Here is a 16,313-nt window from a genome sequence, read left to right as displayed (position 1 = left end):
CACGACTCGCCTCTTTATCATTCTAACTAACTTTCACAAATATTCTATATAAACTTATGCTAAAAACTATTATTTCTTTACATAGAGCTTGAATGCCTTCACGCTGCCTGGAGCACCCTGCTCGGCACGTGGCAAATACTCGAAGGCTGAGATGGTAACCTCCTTGCCCATATCCACGATGCCGAGGTGTGGGAAGTTGGCTCCCTTTTCGGTCTGCCAGTAAGTGCTCTCCTGCAAGTCAAACATCTTGTCGAGTGTTGAGTTGCCCTTCTCGCTGTCGGCATAGAAGGCTACCCAGTTGTTGCGGTCGATGCGGTTGCCGCTGGCATCCTGAAGATAAACCTCGGCGATGGCAATCTGGTTGTCGCCGCTCTGGCTGCTTTCTGCCTGGATGGCGAAGTAGCGACCTGTTACAGGCTTGTCGAGCTTGATGGTCTGCCAGCCGTTGCCAGCCTTGAACTCGCCCTTCAATACTGGAGTCGCAGAATTGAGATCCATGCGATGACCTGGCTCGTTGTGCTTGTTGCTCTTTTCGAGATTCAGCTTGTCGAGCTCCGGATGATCCTGGCAGAAAGCGGTAGGAGCCACGTTAGAACCTGGCTTGCCTGCTTCGCCCTTAGGACCTACTACATCGAGAACAATCACCTCGTTCTTGCCCTTCTTCAACCAGCAACCTGGGAGATAGAGGGTCTGCTGAGGACCAATCTGCCAGAAGCGGCCGAGGGCATGTCCGTTTACATAAACCTGTCCCTTGCCGAATGCCTCCATATTAATAAAGGTATCGCCCACCTTCTTCAGGTTGAAGTAGCCGCGATAGTAACCTGCCTTGCTTTGCAGACCACGCATCTTGTTGGTTGGCATGGCGAGTGCCTTCACTGCCGTCTGATAATCATCAGCGATGGTACTGTTGTTCCATCGGGTAGGGGTGAGGGCAAGTTCGCAATCCTCCTTCTGAGTGGTGAGGGTTACGTTGCCGATGATACCCTTGTAGTCCTTGATGGCACGGCCGAAGTTGATTCGTCCCATACCTTCTACCACGATGGTGAGCTGAGCACCCTGTGGCATGGCTGGCAATTCGAGTGATTTCTCGTTCTTCACACGGTCTATCTTGCCAACATACTTACCATTCACATATACCTGGGCAAAATCGTGGAACTCACCGGTGAGGGTAGAGGTTCCCTGGATGGCAGGAACCTGGGTCTCGTAAACCATCGTTCCCCATCCCATGTCCATATCCTCGAAACTCTGAGGAACATTGCTTTCCTTCTCCTTTCCGATGCCATAGCTCAGAGGCTTGTACTCGGTGAACTTGAACTCAGGCACCTTGATGATTTGCATTGGAGCCTTAGGCACGGCTGGCAACTTCTTGCCGTCGTTGTATTTCGCCATCATCTTCTGCAGTTCATAGAACTTAGGAGTAGCCAATCCCCATTCATTGATAGGGGCATCGTAATCGTAGCTGGTTACGTCTGGCTGGAAACCAGGAGAGTTGGCACCTGCCCAATGGCCGAAGCTGGTTCCGCCGTGGGTCATATAGAGAGAGAAGCTGATGCCTTTGCTCAGCATTTCGTCCATTCCTTCTACCATATCCTTGGCTGGGCGGGTTTCGTGGCGGGCTCCCCACTTGTCGAACCAGCCGCTCCAGAACTCAGAACACATCTTAGGAGCATTCGGACGAACCTCGCCGAGACGCTTAAACTGCTGGTCGATGTTGGCACCTGTACCGAAGTTCATGGTCCAGGTAAGGTCATCGAGACCATTGTTCAGGAAGTTGGATGACCAGTCGCACTGGAAGAGGCTCACCTTGTCGAAGCCTGATTTGCGGACGATGTCACGGATAGCACTTACGTATGGCTTGTCCTTGCCGTAAGAACCATATTCATTCTCCACCTGAACCATGATGATAGGGCCACCATTCTGGATGGTGAGTGGAGCCAGCTGCTTGCCCACTTCCTTCTCAAAGATTTCAACACGCTGCATGAAGTAAGGATCCTGCTCACGAAGGCGGATGTCCTTCTTCTTCAAAAGCCACCAAGGCAGACCGCCCATTTCCCATTCTGCACAAACGTATGGACCCGGACGAACGATGACATACATGCCGTTCTTCTGAGCCAGTCGGCAGAAAGCAGCCACATCGTTATTACCTGTAAAGTCGAACTTGCCTTCCTGCTGCTCGTGTATATTCCAGAACACGTAGAGGCAGACGGTATTCATGCCCAGAGCCTTGCACATCTTGATGCGATGCTCCCAGTAGGCACGAGGAATACGTGGGTAGTGCAACTCGGCAGCCTTCACCACGAAAGGCTTGCCATTGAGGAGAAATGTCTTATCTCCTGTTGTGAAAGTACCGCCTTTCTGTGCTGCCATCATTTGTGATGGAGCCAGAGCCAAAATAGAGGCAAGGGCGAGTGTCTTGATTGTAGTTGATAATGTCATATATCTTTTTTTGTTTTATAATCTTAATACGTTTTTATCTATATTCAGTTTATTTCTGATAAGCGATTATTGCTTGATTACAGTTTATCTCTGATAAGCGATTGCAAAATTACAGAAAAATCCTCTTTTTGACGTTAATAAATCGTTCAAAAATGAGGATTTTTCGTTAATTTTTAGTATAAATGGCTATTTTTTCTTGTTTTCAGCTTATTCCTTAACTTATTTCTGTACGAAAGTCGTGATGCTTCGTGGGGCTAGGAGCGTGTTTCCATCGCAGGTTCCCACGGGTGCCAGACTTTCGGCAGAGATATCGCTGGTGCGGTACATCTGCCAGTTTTTCTTCTCCTGATTATCGAACTTGAAGTTCACCGGTTTCACATCTTCTGCATAGTTGATGGCTACAATCACCCATTTGCCGTCGGCATTCTGATAGGCAGAGCACATCACTCCGTAAGGGTCGTTGAAGCCTTCTTCTATCTGCTTGCCATCGGCTGAGGTGGTGGCGATGTCGTAGCGCCGTGCTCCCGGACGGATGAAGCGGGAGTAGTTGCCCATCGCCCACATCAGTTTGGAATCCACAGCCCATCCGCTTTTCCAGCCATCCTTGCTGTAGATGCGGATGAGGCCGTCGCGATAGTCGCCGCCGGCAGCACGCCACCAGCTCCAGCTCTCGGCATTGGCATACACCAGGTCGTGGTGGATGACGCGAGCCACATAGAGGGCTGTCTTCATCGAGAAGTCGTAAGGGGTTCCGCCGCCTATCTCCTCATCGTTGCCCATGATGCAGATCTCGGTTTGCCAGAACTTGATGCTCTTCTGCTTGCACGCCTCGCGTATCTGCATTCTTATCTCTCTCATGTAGGGGATAGGGGTGTTGGTCCAGTAACTGTGACCGCCGATGAGGGGGAGCAGTTGCTTCACCTTGCCCAGATAGGTTTGCGTACTGTCTTTGGTAAAGAAGGAGTTGATTTCATAGCCTCGCTGCCAGTCGGTCATGTGCGTGCCGAGCAGACAGCGGTAGTCGCTCGATTCATTGATCAATATCTGGGTGTTGAGCTTGTTCTTTACCAGCGCTTTGCTCACTTCCTTTGCCACCTTGGCAAACTCGCGGTTGGTTGCCGGACTACCTTCCTGCTTCGGTCCGGTCCAGTTCCAGTGGCCATCAGGCTCATTAATCGGACTGATGTAGTCGAAGTGGATGCCATCGTGCTCTTCGATGCCTTTGAGCGAAGTGGCGATAAACTTGCCGAACTTTCCGTAGCAGTCATCCTTCAGGTTGAGCGTACCGCCGCGTCCCGTGTTGGTGGCAAGTCCGTTTTGGGTATAGAAAACCGGGGCTGAGTTGCAGAAGGCCAGGAAATAAGGCACGCCTCTCTGCTGGGCAAGCTTCAGAAACTTGCGCTGGCCAGCCTGCTTGCTCCAGTCGTAGGAGCCGTCGGCATTGAGGAAGCACTGTGTTCTGGTGCCCGGCTGAATCTGCGAAGCCTTTCCCTGTTCCTCGCTTCCGGCTCCCAGGTTGAATCGCCAGATAGAGAGTCCGATGCCTTTAGGCTTGCCCAAAGCATCATTTTCGGTAGAGAAAAGCCAGTCGGCTATCTGCTCCTGCTGCTTCTCTGGCCACAGACCGAGAAACTGCATGCTCCATGCATCACTGGCTCCGAAATGCTGAATGTGCTGTTCGGGGCTCTGGGTAAGAATAGTGTATTCTGTAGTTCCATCTTGAGCTGCCATCATGTGGAGGCTGCCCGTCATCAAGAGGAGAACTGAGAGTGCTTTGTATATCATCATATATAATATGTATTTGTTGTTATCGTTATATTTATGTATTTGTCGTTGTTGTCTATAGTTAAGTTATCCCTACTAACAGTCTTTTTCCTTTCAGATTCCTAATACCTATTCAAAACATAAATCTTTTTTTGAATCTTAACGAATTTGAATAGTCGATTTAGTTATTGTTAGTTTTGAAAATCTAAATGTTGTTGTAATTCGGCAGCAAAGGTACATGGATTGGGGCAAAAAGGAGGAAATAATTCGTTCAAAATAGGTAACAAATCGCTCAAAAATACGATTATGTATCGTTTTTAGTTTATTTTTGAGTCGTTTTGGGCAGATTTAGGGCGTTTTGATGGCAACCGCTTCTTTAATTATTATAAGCGGAGAGACAGACAGGGCATCTCGAGCAGCGAACTGAACTGCGTGATAGATGATGCCAAGGATGCTGCCAGCATTGCTACCAACGATATTACCAGTATGACGCAATCGGAGGATGGCAAACTCTGGATTTCTACCTATTGGGCGGGTGTGGAACAGTTGGATCCCGCCACGGGCAAGTACCAGCTCAGGGCAGAGAAGGTGAACCACGAGAAGGAGCAGAAACTCAACGAGGAGCGTCTGCGCTTCTTCACCAATATCACCCACGAGCTCCGCACGCCGCTCACGCTCATCCTGGGACCGCTCGACGATATCTCTCATTCGTCGGATATCTCGAAGGCTGTGAAGCATAAGCTGGCAGTGATTCATCAGAGTATCTCAAGAAATTGAAGCAAATGTAACATAGAATTTGAAGCAAATGTAATATTCATATTGCACATTCAATTTGTTTTGTGCAGAAATGCTACTTATAAATGATGATTTTAGGGGAAAGAGGTGAAAAATCTTTGGTTTTTCTTCTCTTTTCCCGTTTTTTTATAGTACCTTTGCATCGAAAATAACGATAGCAGAATTTTATAGACAAAAGGTATAAAGATTCAGCAGGACTTTGAAGAAAACAGTGTGTACAAAATAAATATATTATTAACTTATAAAATAAGGATATCAAAATGATGAAAACAGAATGGAGAGGTTTCAAGGGAAACTTGTGGCAGAGTGAGGTAAATCTTCGCGATTTCATCCAGCACAACTATACTAGCTACGATGGCGACGAGTCGTTCCTGGCAGAACCTACTCAGGCTACCAATACCCTTTGGGGTATGTTGAAGGAGCTCCAGAAGGAAGAGCGTGCCAAGGGTGGTGTGCTCGATATGGAGACCGAGGTGGTTTCAGGATTGACAGCTTATGGTGCTGCTTACATCGGCGAGGGTACTAAGGAGTTGGAGAAGGTGGTTGGTCTGCAGACCGACAAGCCTTTGAAGCGTGCCTTCATGCCATACGGCGGTATCAAGATGGCAGAGCAGGCTTGTACTACATACGGCTACCAGCCATCAGAGAAGTTGCATGAGATTTTCCACAAGTATTGCAAAACTCACAACGACGGCGTGTTTGATGCTTACACTCCAGAGATGAAGCTCGTGCGTCATAACCACATTCTTACTGGTCTTCCTGATACATACGGTCGTGGACGTATCGTAGGTGACTACCGTCGTGTAGCTCTCTATGGTATCGACTTCCTCATCGAGGAGAAGAAGAACGACCTCGCTAACATGGGCGACCGTGAGATGATCGACGACGTTATCCGTCTTCGTGAAGAGGTTGCTATGCAGATCAAGGCTCTCAAGGGCTTGAAGGAGATGGCTCAGTTGTATGGCTACGATATCAGCCAGCCTGCTAAGAACGCTCGCGAGGCTGTACAGTGGTTGTACTTCGGTTACCTCGGAGCTGTGAAGACTCAGAATGGTGCTGCGATGTCTGTAGGCCGTATCTCTACATTCCTCGATATCTATATCCAGCGCGACTTGAACGAGGGTACTCTTACAGAGGATGAGGCTCAGGAGCTCATCGACCACTTGGTCATGAAGTTCCGTATGGTTAAGTTCGCCCGCATCCCTTCTTACAACGAGCTCTTCACTGGCGACCCAGTTTGGGCTACTCTCGAAGTAGGTGGTATGGGTCAGGATGGCCGCTCAATGGTTACCAAGAACGACTTCCGTTTCCTCCACACATTGGAGAACATGGGTCCTTCACCAGAGCCAAACCTCACTGTACTCTATAGCTCTCGCTTGCCAAAGTCATTCAAGCACTACGCTTCTCTCATCTCTGTAAAGACAAGCTCTATCCAGTATGAGAACGACGATGTAATGCGCCCAGTTTGGGGTGACGACTATAGCATCTGCTGCTGTGTATCTGCTACACAGACAGGTAAGGAGATGCAGTTCTTCGGTGCCCGTGCCAACTTGGCTAAGTGCTTGACCTACGCTGTTTCTGGCGGTGTTGACTCAAAGACACGCGAGCAGTGCGGTCCTAAGTATCGCGCCGTTGAGGGTGATGTATTGACATACGATGAGTTCATGCCACGTTTCATGGATATGATGGACTGGTTGGCTGGCGTTTATGTGAAGACATTGAACCTCATCCACTACATGCACGATAAGTACTTCTACGAGGCAGCAGAGTTGGCGCTCATCGATACAGATGTTCGTCGTACTTTCGCTACAGGTATCGCTGGTTTCAGCCACGTGGTTGACTCTATCTCAGCTATCAAGTATGCCAAGGTAAACATCATCCGTGATGAGACTGGTTTCCCTCTCAGCTTCAAGACCGAGGGCGACTTCCCACGTTACGGTAACGATGATGAGCGTGCTGATGAGATTGCAGTATGGTTGCTCAAGACCTTCATGAACATGATCAAGAAGCATCATACATACCGCAATTCAGAGCCTACTACATCTATCTTGACTATCACATCAAATGTAGTATACGGTAAGTTCACCAGCAATATGCCTGATGGTCGTCCAGCCGGTGCTCCTTTGGCTCCAGGTGCTAACCCATCTTACGGTGCAGAGAAGAATGGTCTTTTGGCTTCATTGAACTCAGTAGCTAAGTTGCCATACGAGTATGCCCTCGATGGTATCTCTAATACTCAGACCATCAGTCCAGGTGCTCTCGGCCACAACGACGAGGAGCGTGCCCAGACATTGGTAGGTGTATTGGATGGTTACTTCAACCAGGGTTCTCACCACCTGAACGTGAACGTATTCGGTATCGACAAGCTCAAGGATGCGATGGAGCACCCAGAGAAGGAAGAGTACCAGAACTTCACCATCCGTGTAAGTGGTTACGCAGTTAAGTTCATCGACTTGACACGCGAGCAGCAGCTCGACGTAATCGCTCGTCAGGCTCACGAGAGACTCTAAGGAAGTGAAGAATGAAGAGGGAAGAATTCTCTTGTCTCTTTGTAACATATAGATTGCCCGCTAGATTTTCTTTCCGAGGATATTTAGCGGGCAATTTAGCTTATTTAACTGCAAAATAGAACAAGATATTGATTATTTTACTAATTTTGCAGTATGAAATTGAATATAGAACAAAAAACAACTCTTTGGAGTGAAGGAGGAAAGTTTTGCCTGGATTTAGCCAAACTAATATTTGGTGGTATCATCTTGGCAAGTATCATGAAAAAGGATATAGATACAGGGAAACTTTTAGTTTTTGGTGCTCTCATAACAATGTTTCTTGCTGTATTTGGATTCTTTTTAATATTAATGTCTAAAGATAAAAAAAAGAAAGGAAAATAAATATGGAACTATTAATGTTTATGGGATTTTTTGCTCTGCTTGCTGGTGCTTTTACCCTATGGGCTTATAATGATTATCGTAAAATGTAGGCTTAAATGGGCTTCTTGTTTTTAATCATTTCTAAAAAGATAAAATAATATGGGACTGATTTATTTTTTAGGTGCCGTAACTTTTTTGATTTGCGGAGCATGTTTAACTCTTGTTTATATAATCCACAAACAAGAAAAAACTGAAGCTGGCGCATGAAGGGATTTGTTCACAGCATAGAGAGCTTTGGTTCAGTAGATGGACCAGGCATCCGATTTTTGATCTTTCTGCAAGGTTGTCCCATGCGCTGCCAGTTCTGCCACAACCCGGATTCCTGGAAGACGGGGGTAGGAGAAGAGTGGAGTGCCGATGACCTGCTGGATAAGGCAGAGCGATTCAAGAGTTATTGGGGAGACAAGGGCGGCATCACCGTGAGCGGCGGAGAAGCCCTGATGCAGATAGACTTTCTCATCGAACTTTTCGAGAAAGCCCATCAGCGCGGCATCAACACCTGTCTTGATACCTCGGCTCAACCCTTTAGGAAAGAAGGGGAGATGTTTGAGAAATTCGAGCGTCTGATGGCCGTAACCGATACCGTTCTTCTTGATATCAAGCATATCAATGATGAAGAGCATCGCAAGCTGACGCTTCATAGCAATAAGAACATACTCGATTGTGCCCGCTATCTCAGCGATATACACAAGCCGGTATGGATTCGTCATGTCCTGATTCCAGGCATCACGGATAAGGATGAATATCTGCAGCAGCTGCGCAGTTTCCTCGATACGCTCACCAACATTGAGCGCATAGATATCCTGCCTTATCATACACTGGGTGTATATAAGTACGAGAAACTCGGTATCCCTTACCCTTTGCAAGGGATAGAGTCTCCTTCAAAAGATCGCATTGATCATGCTAATGCGATACTTCAGAAATAATTTCAATGGATTCAGCCAATATGCTTGACTGAATCCATTTCTACTACTGATGCAGGCTTCGTCGTGTTCAGCTGATGCTGCTCAGCCTTAGGCTCATATTCCGCATACTTCACATTTCGCATTTGGGTCTCTACCGAACTGATGATGCGGCCCGGAATGATAGGCTTGGACACATAGTCGTTCACACCCATTTCGTAACACTCATCAATGTTGTCCTTGTTGCTGAGCAGGGAGGTGATGATGATAATCATTTCATTCTTGTCGTAACGGGCTCTTACATGCTCAATTACATCCCAACCATTAACTTCTGGCATCATCAAGTCGAGCAAGATGATGTTAGGTCTGAAGGTTTCTACCAGCTGGATGGCTTCCTTGCCACCGTAGGCTTTCTTGATTTCGATGTCCAGATTGCTGAGCATATTCACCATTTGTGCTATGTTTTCAGCAATATCATCTACTATTAAAACTCTACACTTACTCATACTCATGCTATTTTAGTTCTCGTTTTTTAGGGCATGCCTAAGTTCTCGCTTTATGAATTCCATAGATATCGCAAATGAAACCCTTGTCTGTGAGAATCTTACTCATGTCTATGTTATTAAATATCTTATGATTTGTACCGATTACGACAATCTGATACTGCTTGTTGAGCACTGCCTCGTCGCCGGTTACTTTAATTCCGTATTCTTCTTTTACTTCGTCTCTGTCTACCAATGGGTCGTAGAGGGTCGTCTTGTAGCCGGCTCCCACCAGGTTGATGTAGAGGTCAGCCACCTTGGTGTTGCGGATGTCGTCGCTGTCGGGCTTGAAAGAGAAGCCCAGAATCAGCACGTTGGTCTCGGGAGCCACGAACTTTCTGTTCTCGCAGGCACTCTTGATCTTACCCGCCATCCAAACCGCCATCTGCTCGTTCACCTCGCGTGCCGTAGAGAGGAGTGACGGAACCACATCCACCTCCTGTGCCTTGTTGATGAGGTAGTAAGGATCCACGGCGATGCAATGGCCGCCCACCAGTCCCGGTGTGGCAGGAACGAAGTTCCATTTGGTCTTTGCCGCTTCCGTTACGTCCTCAATGCTGATGCCCATCTTGTCGAAGATTTTCTCCATCTCGTTGAAGAAGGCTATTTGCACGTCGCGCTGGCAGTTTTCCATCAGTTTGCAGGCCTCTGCCACCCTGATACTTGGCGCCTTGTGGGTGCCGTGGGTAAGTACCGAAGCATAGAGACTGTCGATAATCGCGGCTGCCTCAGGGGTAGAACCGCTGGTTACCTTCACAATGTTCTCGATGGTGTGCACCGTGTCGCCCGGATTGATGCGCTCTGGTGAGAAACCAACGTAGAAACTCTGGTTAAGTTTTAGTCCTGAGGTTGCCTCAAGCAGTGGGGCGCATACTTCTTCGGTGAGTCCCGGATATACGGTTGATTCGTATACCACGATGTCGCCTTCCTTCAGAATGCTGCCCACGGAGCGTGTGGCATTTCTTACGCAGCTGATGTCTGGCTTGTTCGACTTGTTGACGGGCGTTGGCACTGCGATGATATACACGTTGCAGGCTCTGAGGTTTTCTATATCGCTCGTCAACTTCAGCCCGTGAGCCAAAGCCTTCGACAGTTGCTTGTTGTCAGACATTTGCTTGTTGGCGAGTTTATTCACCTTGGCGGCATTGATGTCGTAACCCCATGTCTCATATTTCTTTGAGAATAAGCAGGCAAGGGGGGTACCCACATAACCCAATCCTATTACTCCTATCTTAAACTCAAAAGATTTGTTTATCATATAATATCGTTTTATTAATTGTTTAATTTCTATTTTGATTTTCATTTCCCAGACGTCCGTTTCCCTGTCATCCGTTTCCCAGGTCAGTAAACCTTAGATACCTTCCAGCTGAGCATAGCGGGAGGTCTTTTTCGGATTCCAGGCATCCTTGTAGGATGTTCTGAAGAACAGCTCCTGCAGATGTGCCGAGAGTCGGGCAAAGCGCAGGAAGTAACCTGTGTATGGCGACATCAGCGGCGTGAACCTGTAGAGGAACAGTGCCGTCTTCTTTCTTTCCGTTACCAGAAGCACCAGCAGGAAGGCAAACTGCGAGAAGCATACTCGGATAAAGTAGCCCAGAGCCAGCACCTCCACGATGTGTGTGTTGAAGGTAATCGCCAGGTTGATGATATACCACAGCCACAGGAAGTTGAGGAAGCAGTCGAACATCACGCTCTCCATGTTGGATATCCAGTTCAGGATGCTCCAGTTCTTGGTAGGCAGCAGGATGTCGATGTGCTTGCGCAGGCGGAATCTCACGAGCGATCGCGACCATCTTATTCTCTGGTGATAGAGCTTGTACCATTTGGTAGGCACGTTGGTCATGCAGATGGCATCCTCCACGAATTTCACCTTGTAGCCTGCCTTTCTTATCTTCTGCGTCAGGTCGCCGTCGAGTCCCGGTCCTATATCCCAGTATCCCACCTCCTTGAGCGTCTGCGTCTCGAAAGCGCCGAAGGCTCCCGAAATGATATGGTAGATGCCCAGTTCGCTGGTCACGATGCGTCCCACCTGTATTCGCTTCAGGTATTCAAAAGCCTGCAGCGACGAGCAGATGGTAGCCTTGTAGTTTCTCACCTCAATGCATCCACCCACGGCTTTCACCTCTCCATCCAGATAGAATGGGATGAGCACTTTCTCCAGGGCATCGCGGTCGAGCGAGGAGTCGGCGTCGAGGCTCACGATGTATTTGCCCCTTGCCATGTAGGCTCCGTAGTTGCTGGCTGCTGCCTTTCCGCCACGGGTTTCCAGTCGCAGATAGTGCGTAATGAGTTTCGCACGATACAGGTCGGTGCATATCAGTTTGGTGTCGTCGTCGCTACCGTCGTCCACCACGATGATTTCGTAGTTCCGGTAGGTCTGCTCGTTCAGCGACTTCACCATCTTATAGATGTTCTTGCCTTCGTTCTTTCCCGGTACCAGGATGCTGATGAGGGGATTCTCTCGGTAGAGATAGAACTTAGCAATCTCATTTTCCTTTTCTCTCTTGTTCCTGTCCATCAGTCGCCAGAAGATCACCAGGTATTCCAGGATGTAGTATCTAGGCATCTCGATGTAGAAGAGAAACCAGTAGGTGCTCACGATGCTCGACAGCGAGAGTGTCGATATCCAGTCCCAGAAGTGGTTCAAGTTTTCTGCAATGTTAAACATAGGCGTAGTTCCCTTTCTTCTGTTTGCTTATCTCAGCACGGTGAGCGTCAGGATGGAAAGCAGTATCAGTACGCCGGCGATGAGGATGAGCACGGCTACCAGCTGCTTGTAGAGTTTCACGCGCTTCATGATCTTGTCGTCTTCCTTCGGAGTGAGGTCGAGTGTTTCCTGTTGTGGTTTCACTTCCTCTTCTTCCGATATTGGCGATTCTGCGTAGCCGCAGTAGTCATCCGGCGTCAGCTCTATAAAGCTCATCTGGTTAAAGAAGTCTTCATATTGTCCGCTGGTCAGTGCTCTCTTCGTGCTCAGCACGCAGCATACTATCTGTTCCGGTTCTATGTCGGTAGCAATCTTGCGGATGGCCTTCGACATCTCCTTGCTCAGCTGTTGCTGTGCCGCTTCCACGCTCATGTCGTCGAACGCCATGAAGGTGACGTAGAAGATGTTGTTGTTGTAGGATACCTTGTGACTGTTGAAGAGGCGGCATAACTGAGCCTGGATAGACTCCTTGATTCTCACCGTCTCCTGGTTCTTGTCGAGTATCCATATCTTACCCACCATCACGGTCAGCTCGTCCTTGCGGTATGTCTCCAGCAACTGGCGGCGCAGGCGGTTGATCAGCAGCGAGTATTCCATATAGTTATCGTATGTGTTCGACATGTTGCTGAACATGAGTCCAGTCTTTGTCAGCATACGGATTCCTTCTTCCGTTATCTCATAGTCTACCACATCTCGCGGCACCAGTGCGTTCACCGGATAGGTGCTCTGGCAGTAGCAGCAGGTGGCCTTGGTGAGTGGGGTGGTGAACGAACTCTCGCAGTCGTTGCAGGAGTAGATCACCGCCGGACGTTCGTAGTCCACACCGATGTGGCGCAGCTTCTTGTGACACTTCGGGCAGATGAGCATACCACCCACATTATAGGCACTTTCCGGAGCCACGTTGGCGCAGGAGAAGTGGTGGATGATGTTCTGAATCTTCAAATTAGAGCTGCCGCAGTTTGGGCAGCACTCTGTGTAGAGCAGATGGCTGTGGTTGCACTTAGGGCAGAGGTGCTCCTTGATGAGGTAGTGACTCTTGCGCAGTGCTCCGCATTCCACCATACTGTCCTTGAAGGTGAACATTTCGGCAAGATGGAAGAGGCTCATGCTGTGGTAGTGCTCGAAGATAGGGTTGATGTAACCCAATGACGATTTCTCCATCAGTCGGTGGCCCAGCACTCTCTGGTCTCTGGATAGCAGGTATCTCAGGATGTTGGAGAACAGCTGGTTGGGCTGCGTAGGTCGTGCTATCTCCTGCTTGATGCCGTATTTCTCCCTGGCTTTCTTAATCTTGTCGATAATCTCGTACACCTTCTCGTTGCTCATGTCGCTCACGTAAGCATCCACGATGTAGTCAATCATCTGTTCCTTTCCCGATACTGCCGTGTTGGCAAATATCGGTTTATAGCTGCATTTATACGATAGGATAGGGCTGGCTCCAAACATGATTGCATGGAACGCACGCTCACTCGCCGTATTGATGTATATGCAATCGAAGTAGTCGGACTGGATATCTGGTGTTGAGTCAACATCAACGAAGCTGTCGATGGTCAGCACCATGTCTCCACGCTTGTTTCTTCTGAGTCCAATCATTTCTTCTCTGTGTTGTCTGTTTCTTTATTCTTTTCCGTAGAGATCAGCTTCGAGCTTCTCACTACGTTCTGGTTTCTATCCACTGGGATGGTGTACATCGGCAGCGGTCTTGGGTCGAGCATGGCACTCAACTTGTTGATTCTCACTCTCACTGGCAGTCGGTTGCTCATCACCCATGCCGGAACTCGCTGGTTGGGGCGGAAGGTGAACATGGCTACCACGGCGTTGGCATCGTGCGAGAAGTTGCTCTGAAGGTGCTTCGGAATTTCCTCCACTCTCAGACCCACCATCTGCAGCTTCGCCTTCAGTTCCAGGTCGTTGTTGATGATGATGTCAGCATCGTCTGGGCTTTCCATGTACTTCACCTTCGAGTTGGGCACGTAGGTGATAACTCCCAGGTGGCATGCTGCATAGTCGGTATGCTGGATGGCCATTACTTCGTCGCTCTTGAACACCAGCGTCTTGTCGCTCACGTTAATCTTGGTAATGTAGGCATCGGCTGGAGCGCAGCAGTAGTGTATCAGTCCCTTGCTGTAGAGGCTTGTTCTTGAGTAAGGCATCGAGGCATTCTGCATGTCGGCACCTCTTCTTGCCATGAAGTTATAGGTGGTGTTCTTGGCTCGTGCGTAGATTTCCACCTTGTTAGCCTGTTTTCTCAGCTCTTCTTCCACTTCGGCAATCTCCGCATCCAGGGCGTTTCGCTTGCTGTTGTCGGTGAGTCCGTAGTAGATGTCTGATGTTTCCGAGGCTTTCTGCTTCTTCAGTTCGGCGAGTCGGGTTCTGAGCACGGGAATCTCTTCTCTTGCCAGCTGTGCCTGTACCTCCATGTCGTGGGTTTCCTTCACGGCAGTAGGCAGGATGTTGGGGTCATACTGGTTTACGATGTTTCCCAGCAGCACGTAGGAGTAGAGTGTGTCTCCCTTGTGTACCACCTCGCCTATTTCCTTGTTCACCTTCAATATGTAGATGTCATCTACGGCAGATATCGGATTTTCATCCAGGGTGATGTATCCGTCGTAGATAACCCATATCATTCGGGTGATGATATAATATGCCGCCAGAACGATGACCAGCAGGAATATCAGCGCGAAGATAATCTGCTGCCTGGCCAGTCGGTGGCTCTGCGACTTCAGCAAGTCGGCCATAGCCTGTTCTTGTGGCGTATTATTATATTGAAACTCATTCATAGTTCTATTTCCTTGAATATATTGTTGTTGTCGTAGATGCTTACTGCCTTCTCAATGTTGATGATGGCGAGTCCGCGGTTTAACATCAGCTTATACATTCTCTCCATGCTTTCCAGGAGTCCCGTATATTCGTCCATTCGCATCAGGTAGTTGTACCCCTGCTTCTGGTTCTTGTAGGCAAATCTTCGCATGTCGATGTATTTGCTGGTCTGGTTGATGTGGTAAGCTTCGGTGGCGATGGCCTGGTTCAGGTTTTCTATTCTCTTGAGCAGGATGTTTACCGACTGCTTGATTTCCTTCACGTCGGTGTTGCGGCTGCTTCTGATGATTTCCTTCTCCGTTTCCAGTGCCTTGCGCTTTCGTGGATTCTCGTTATAGATAGGGAAGGTGAATCTTACGCCCACGTCGCCGTTGTTGCTTATCTTGTTGTTGCTTTGCCAGTAGCTTGACCATCTGGCGAAGGGTGTGATTCTTGTTGTTCCCAGATAGTTCGAGAGTTTGCTGTCGTTGTCGGCTATCTGTTCCTTCACCATCACGATTCGTGCGTCGATGCTTTCCTCGTCTATGTGTCGCCAGAGGGCCGCCGTATCTACGAGCACTTTGGATGGCTTCATTCTGTAGATAGGCTTGTTGGAGATGTCACGGTCGGAGCAGAGGATAGAGATGTCGTATTCTGCTTCCAGTTTTTCGTTCATCACCTTCAGCATCTTGTCGTTGCTGATTCGGTCTTTCTCCAGCATGTACTGGTATGCCTCGTTCATGATGTCGAGGTTGTCCAGCCGGTGGGCTATCACTGTGCCGATGTAGAAGTTATACTGTTCGGTGAGGTCATCGGCTGCTTTTTCGTAGATGTCGGCCGTCTGTCTCTTCTTTCCTTGCAGTCTTGAGAGTTCGTTGGCTAGAGCCACCTTGGTTCTTTTTTCTTTTCCCTGGTAGAATTTGCTGTTGATGATGTTCCATCCCAGTTCGGCTTGAACCTTAGCCTTATATTTTGATACCTGTTCGGCGTCGTCGTTTTCTGAGTCAAAGTAGGCGTCTGGCCGGGCATAAACCTGTCCGGTTACTTCCAGTCCGTTGTGGCGTTTGATGGCGAGCTGTTCGTGTGCCGTCTTCGCCCAGTACAGGGAATCAGTTTTTTTGATGTCCGCTGTATGTTGTTTGTTGAGTCCCAGGTCAATGACCGGTGATTTTACCCATATTGGGTTATTGAGTAGGGTGTCGAGTTGTGCGAAGCGTTGTTTGAAGTGTCTGAGTACGTTGTTGTTTTTCAGATTTTCATATACGAGCATTTTAGGGCTAAAGCTCTTTTTCTTCAGCTGTTGCTGCCTTTGAGCCTGAGCCATAGCGCTTTGTCCTCCGAGTGTGATGAGGAGAGCAGTAGTCGTATATAGTATCAAATTTTGCTTCATTGTTTTTTGGTTTAAACACTATGAATGCAGCCGCAAGCTGTTGCAGCT

11 protein-coding genes and 1 pseudogene are annotated in these 16,313 nt (G+C 48.5%); 4 read left to right on the top strand and 8 right to left on the bottom strand.

Annotation, left to right across the window (positions count from 1 at the left end):
- Nucleotides 1-69 precede the first annotated feature (69 nt).
- Both KUA49_RS12145 and KUA49_RS12140 read right to left on the bottom strand, forming a co-directional pair.
- Complete coding sequence (locus tag KUA49_RS12145) at nt 70-2,436, bottom strand: beta-galactosidase (protein ID WP_218411823.1); 2,367 nt, start codon at nt 2,434-2,436, stop codon at nt 70-72.
- 219 nt (nt 2,437-2,655) lie between these two features.
- Nucleotides 2,656-4,221, bottom strand: a complete 1,566-nt coding sequence (locus KUA49_RS12140; RefSeq protein WP_412178609.1) for a glycoside hydrolase — start codon at nt 4,219-4,221, stop codon at nt 2,656-2,658.
- A 543-nt stretch (nt 4,222-4,764) separates the two neighbouring features.
- On the opposite strand from KUA49_RS12140, the pseudogene KUA49_RS12135 reads away from it, so the two are divergent.
- The 4 genes and pseudogenes from KUA49_RS12135 to pflA form a co-directional block, all read left to right on the top strand.
- A pseudogene (locus tag KUA49_RS12135) lies at nt 4,765-4,971 on the top strand (histidine kinase dimerization/phospho-acceptor domain-containing protein); the annotation flags it as partial.
- A gap of 287 nt (nt 4,972-5,258) precedes the next feature.
- A complete protein-coding gene (gene pflB / locus KUA49_RS12130; RefSeq protein ID WP_218411868.1) occupies nt 5,259-7,505 on the top strand; it encodes a formate C-acetyltransferase in 2,247 nt (748 codons plus the stop codon).
- A 153-nt stretch (nt 7,506-7,658) separates the two neighbouring features.
- Nucleotides 7,659-7,886: a DUF6722 family protein gene (locus KUA49_RS12125; protein ID WP_218411821.1), complete on the top strand. Its 228-nt coding sequence runs from the start codon at nt 7,659-7,661 to the stop codon at nt 7,884-7,886.
- Between the two features lie 242 nt (nt 7,887-8,128).
- Complete coding sequence (gene pflA / locus KUA49_RS12120) at nt 8,129-8,851, top strand: pyruvate formate-lyase-activating protein (RefSeq protein WP_218411820.1); 723 nt, start codon at nt 8,129-8,131, stop codon at nt 8,849-8,851.
- Between the two features lie 11 nt (nt 8,852-8,862).
- On the opposite strand, the gene KUA49_RS12115 is transcribed toward pflA, so the two are convergent.
- From KUA49_RS12115 to KUA49_RS12090, 6 genes are all read right to left on the bottom strand, one after another.
- A complete protein-coding gene (locus KUA49_RS12115; protein ID WP_218411819.1) occupies nt 8,863-9,333 on the bottom strand; it encodes a response regulator in 471 nt (156 codons plus the stop codon).
- Nucleotides 9,334-9,370: 37 nt separating this feature from the next.
- Nucleotides 9,371-10,627, bottom strand: a complete 1,257-nt coding sequence (locus KUA49_RS12110; RefSeq protein ID WP_218411818.1) for a nucleotide sugar dehydrogenase — start codon at nt 10,625-10,627, stop codon at nt 9,371-9,373.
- A 93-nt stretch (nt 10,628-10,720) separates the two neighbouring features.
- A complete protein-coding gene (locus KUA49_RS12105) occupies nt 10,721-12,037 on the bottom strand; it encodes a glycosyltransferase family 2 protein (RefSeq protein WP_218411817.1) in 1,317 nt (438 codons plus the stop codon).
- Between the two features lie 27 nt (nt 12,038-12,064).
- Entirely contained in the window at nt 12,065-13,669 is a 1,605-nt protein-coding gene (locus tag KUA49_RS12100; protein ID WP_218411816.1) for a hypothetical protein, read from the bottom strand.
- Nucleotides 13,666-14,856: a multidrug transporter gene (locus tag KUA49_RS12095; RefSeq protein WP_218411815.1), complete on the bottom strand. Its 1,191-nt coding sequence runs from the start codon at nt 14,854-14,856 to the stop codon at nt 13,666-13,668. Before KUA49_RS12095 ends, KUA49_RS12100 begins: the two co-directional genes overlap by 4 nt.
- Nucleotides 14,853-16,265 (bottom strand): TolC family protein, encoded by a 1,413-nt coding sequence (locus KUA49_RS12090; protein WP_218411814.1) that lies wholly within the window; start codon nt 16,263-16,265, stop codon nt 14,853-14,855. The genes KUA49_RS12095 and KUA49_RS12090 overlap by 4 nt, the downstream gene beginning before the upstream one ends.
- Nucleotides 16,266-16,313 lie beyond the last annotated feature (48 nt).

It is taken from the genome of Segatella copri, assembly GCF_019249655.2.
GTDB lineage: Bacteria > Bacteroidota > Bacteroidia > Bacteroidales > Bacteroidaceae > Prevotella.
Note: the sequence above shows the minus strand (reverse complement) of the source record. Positions and strands in the feature narration are given on the sequence as shown.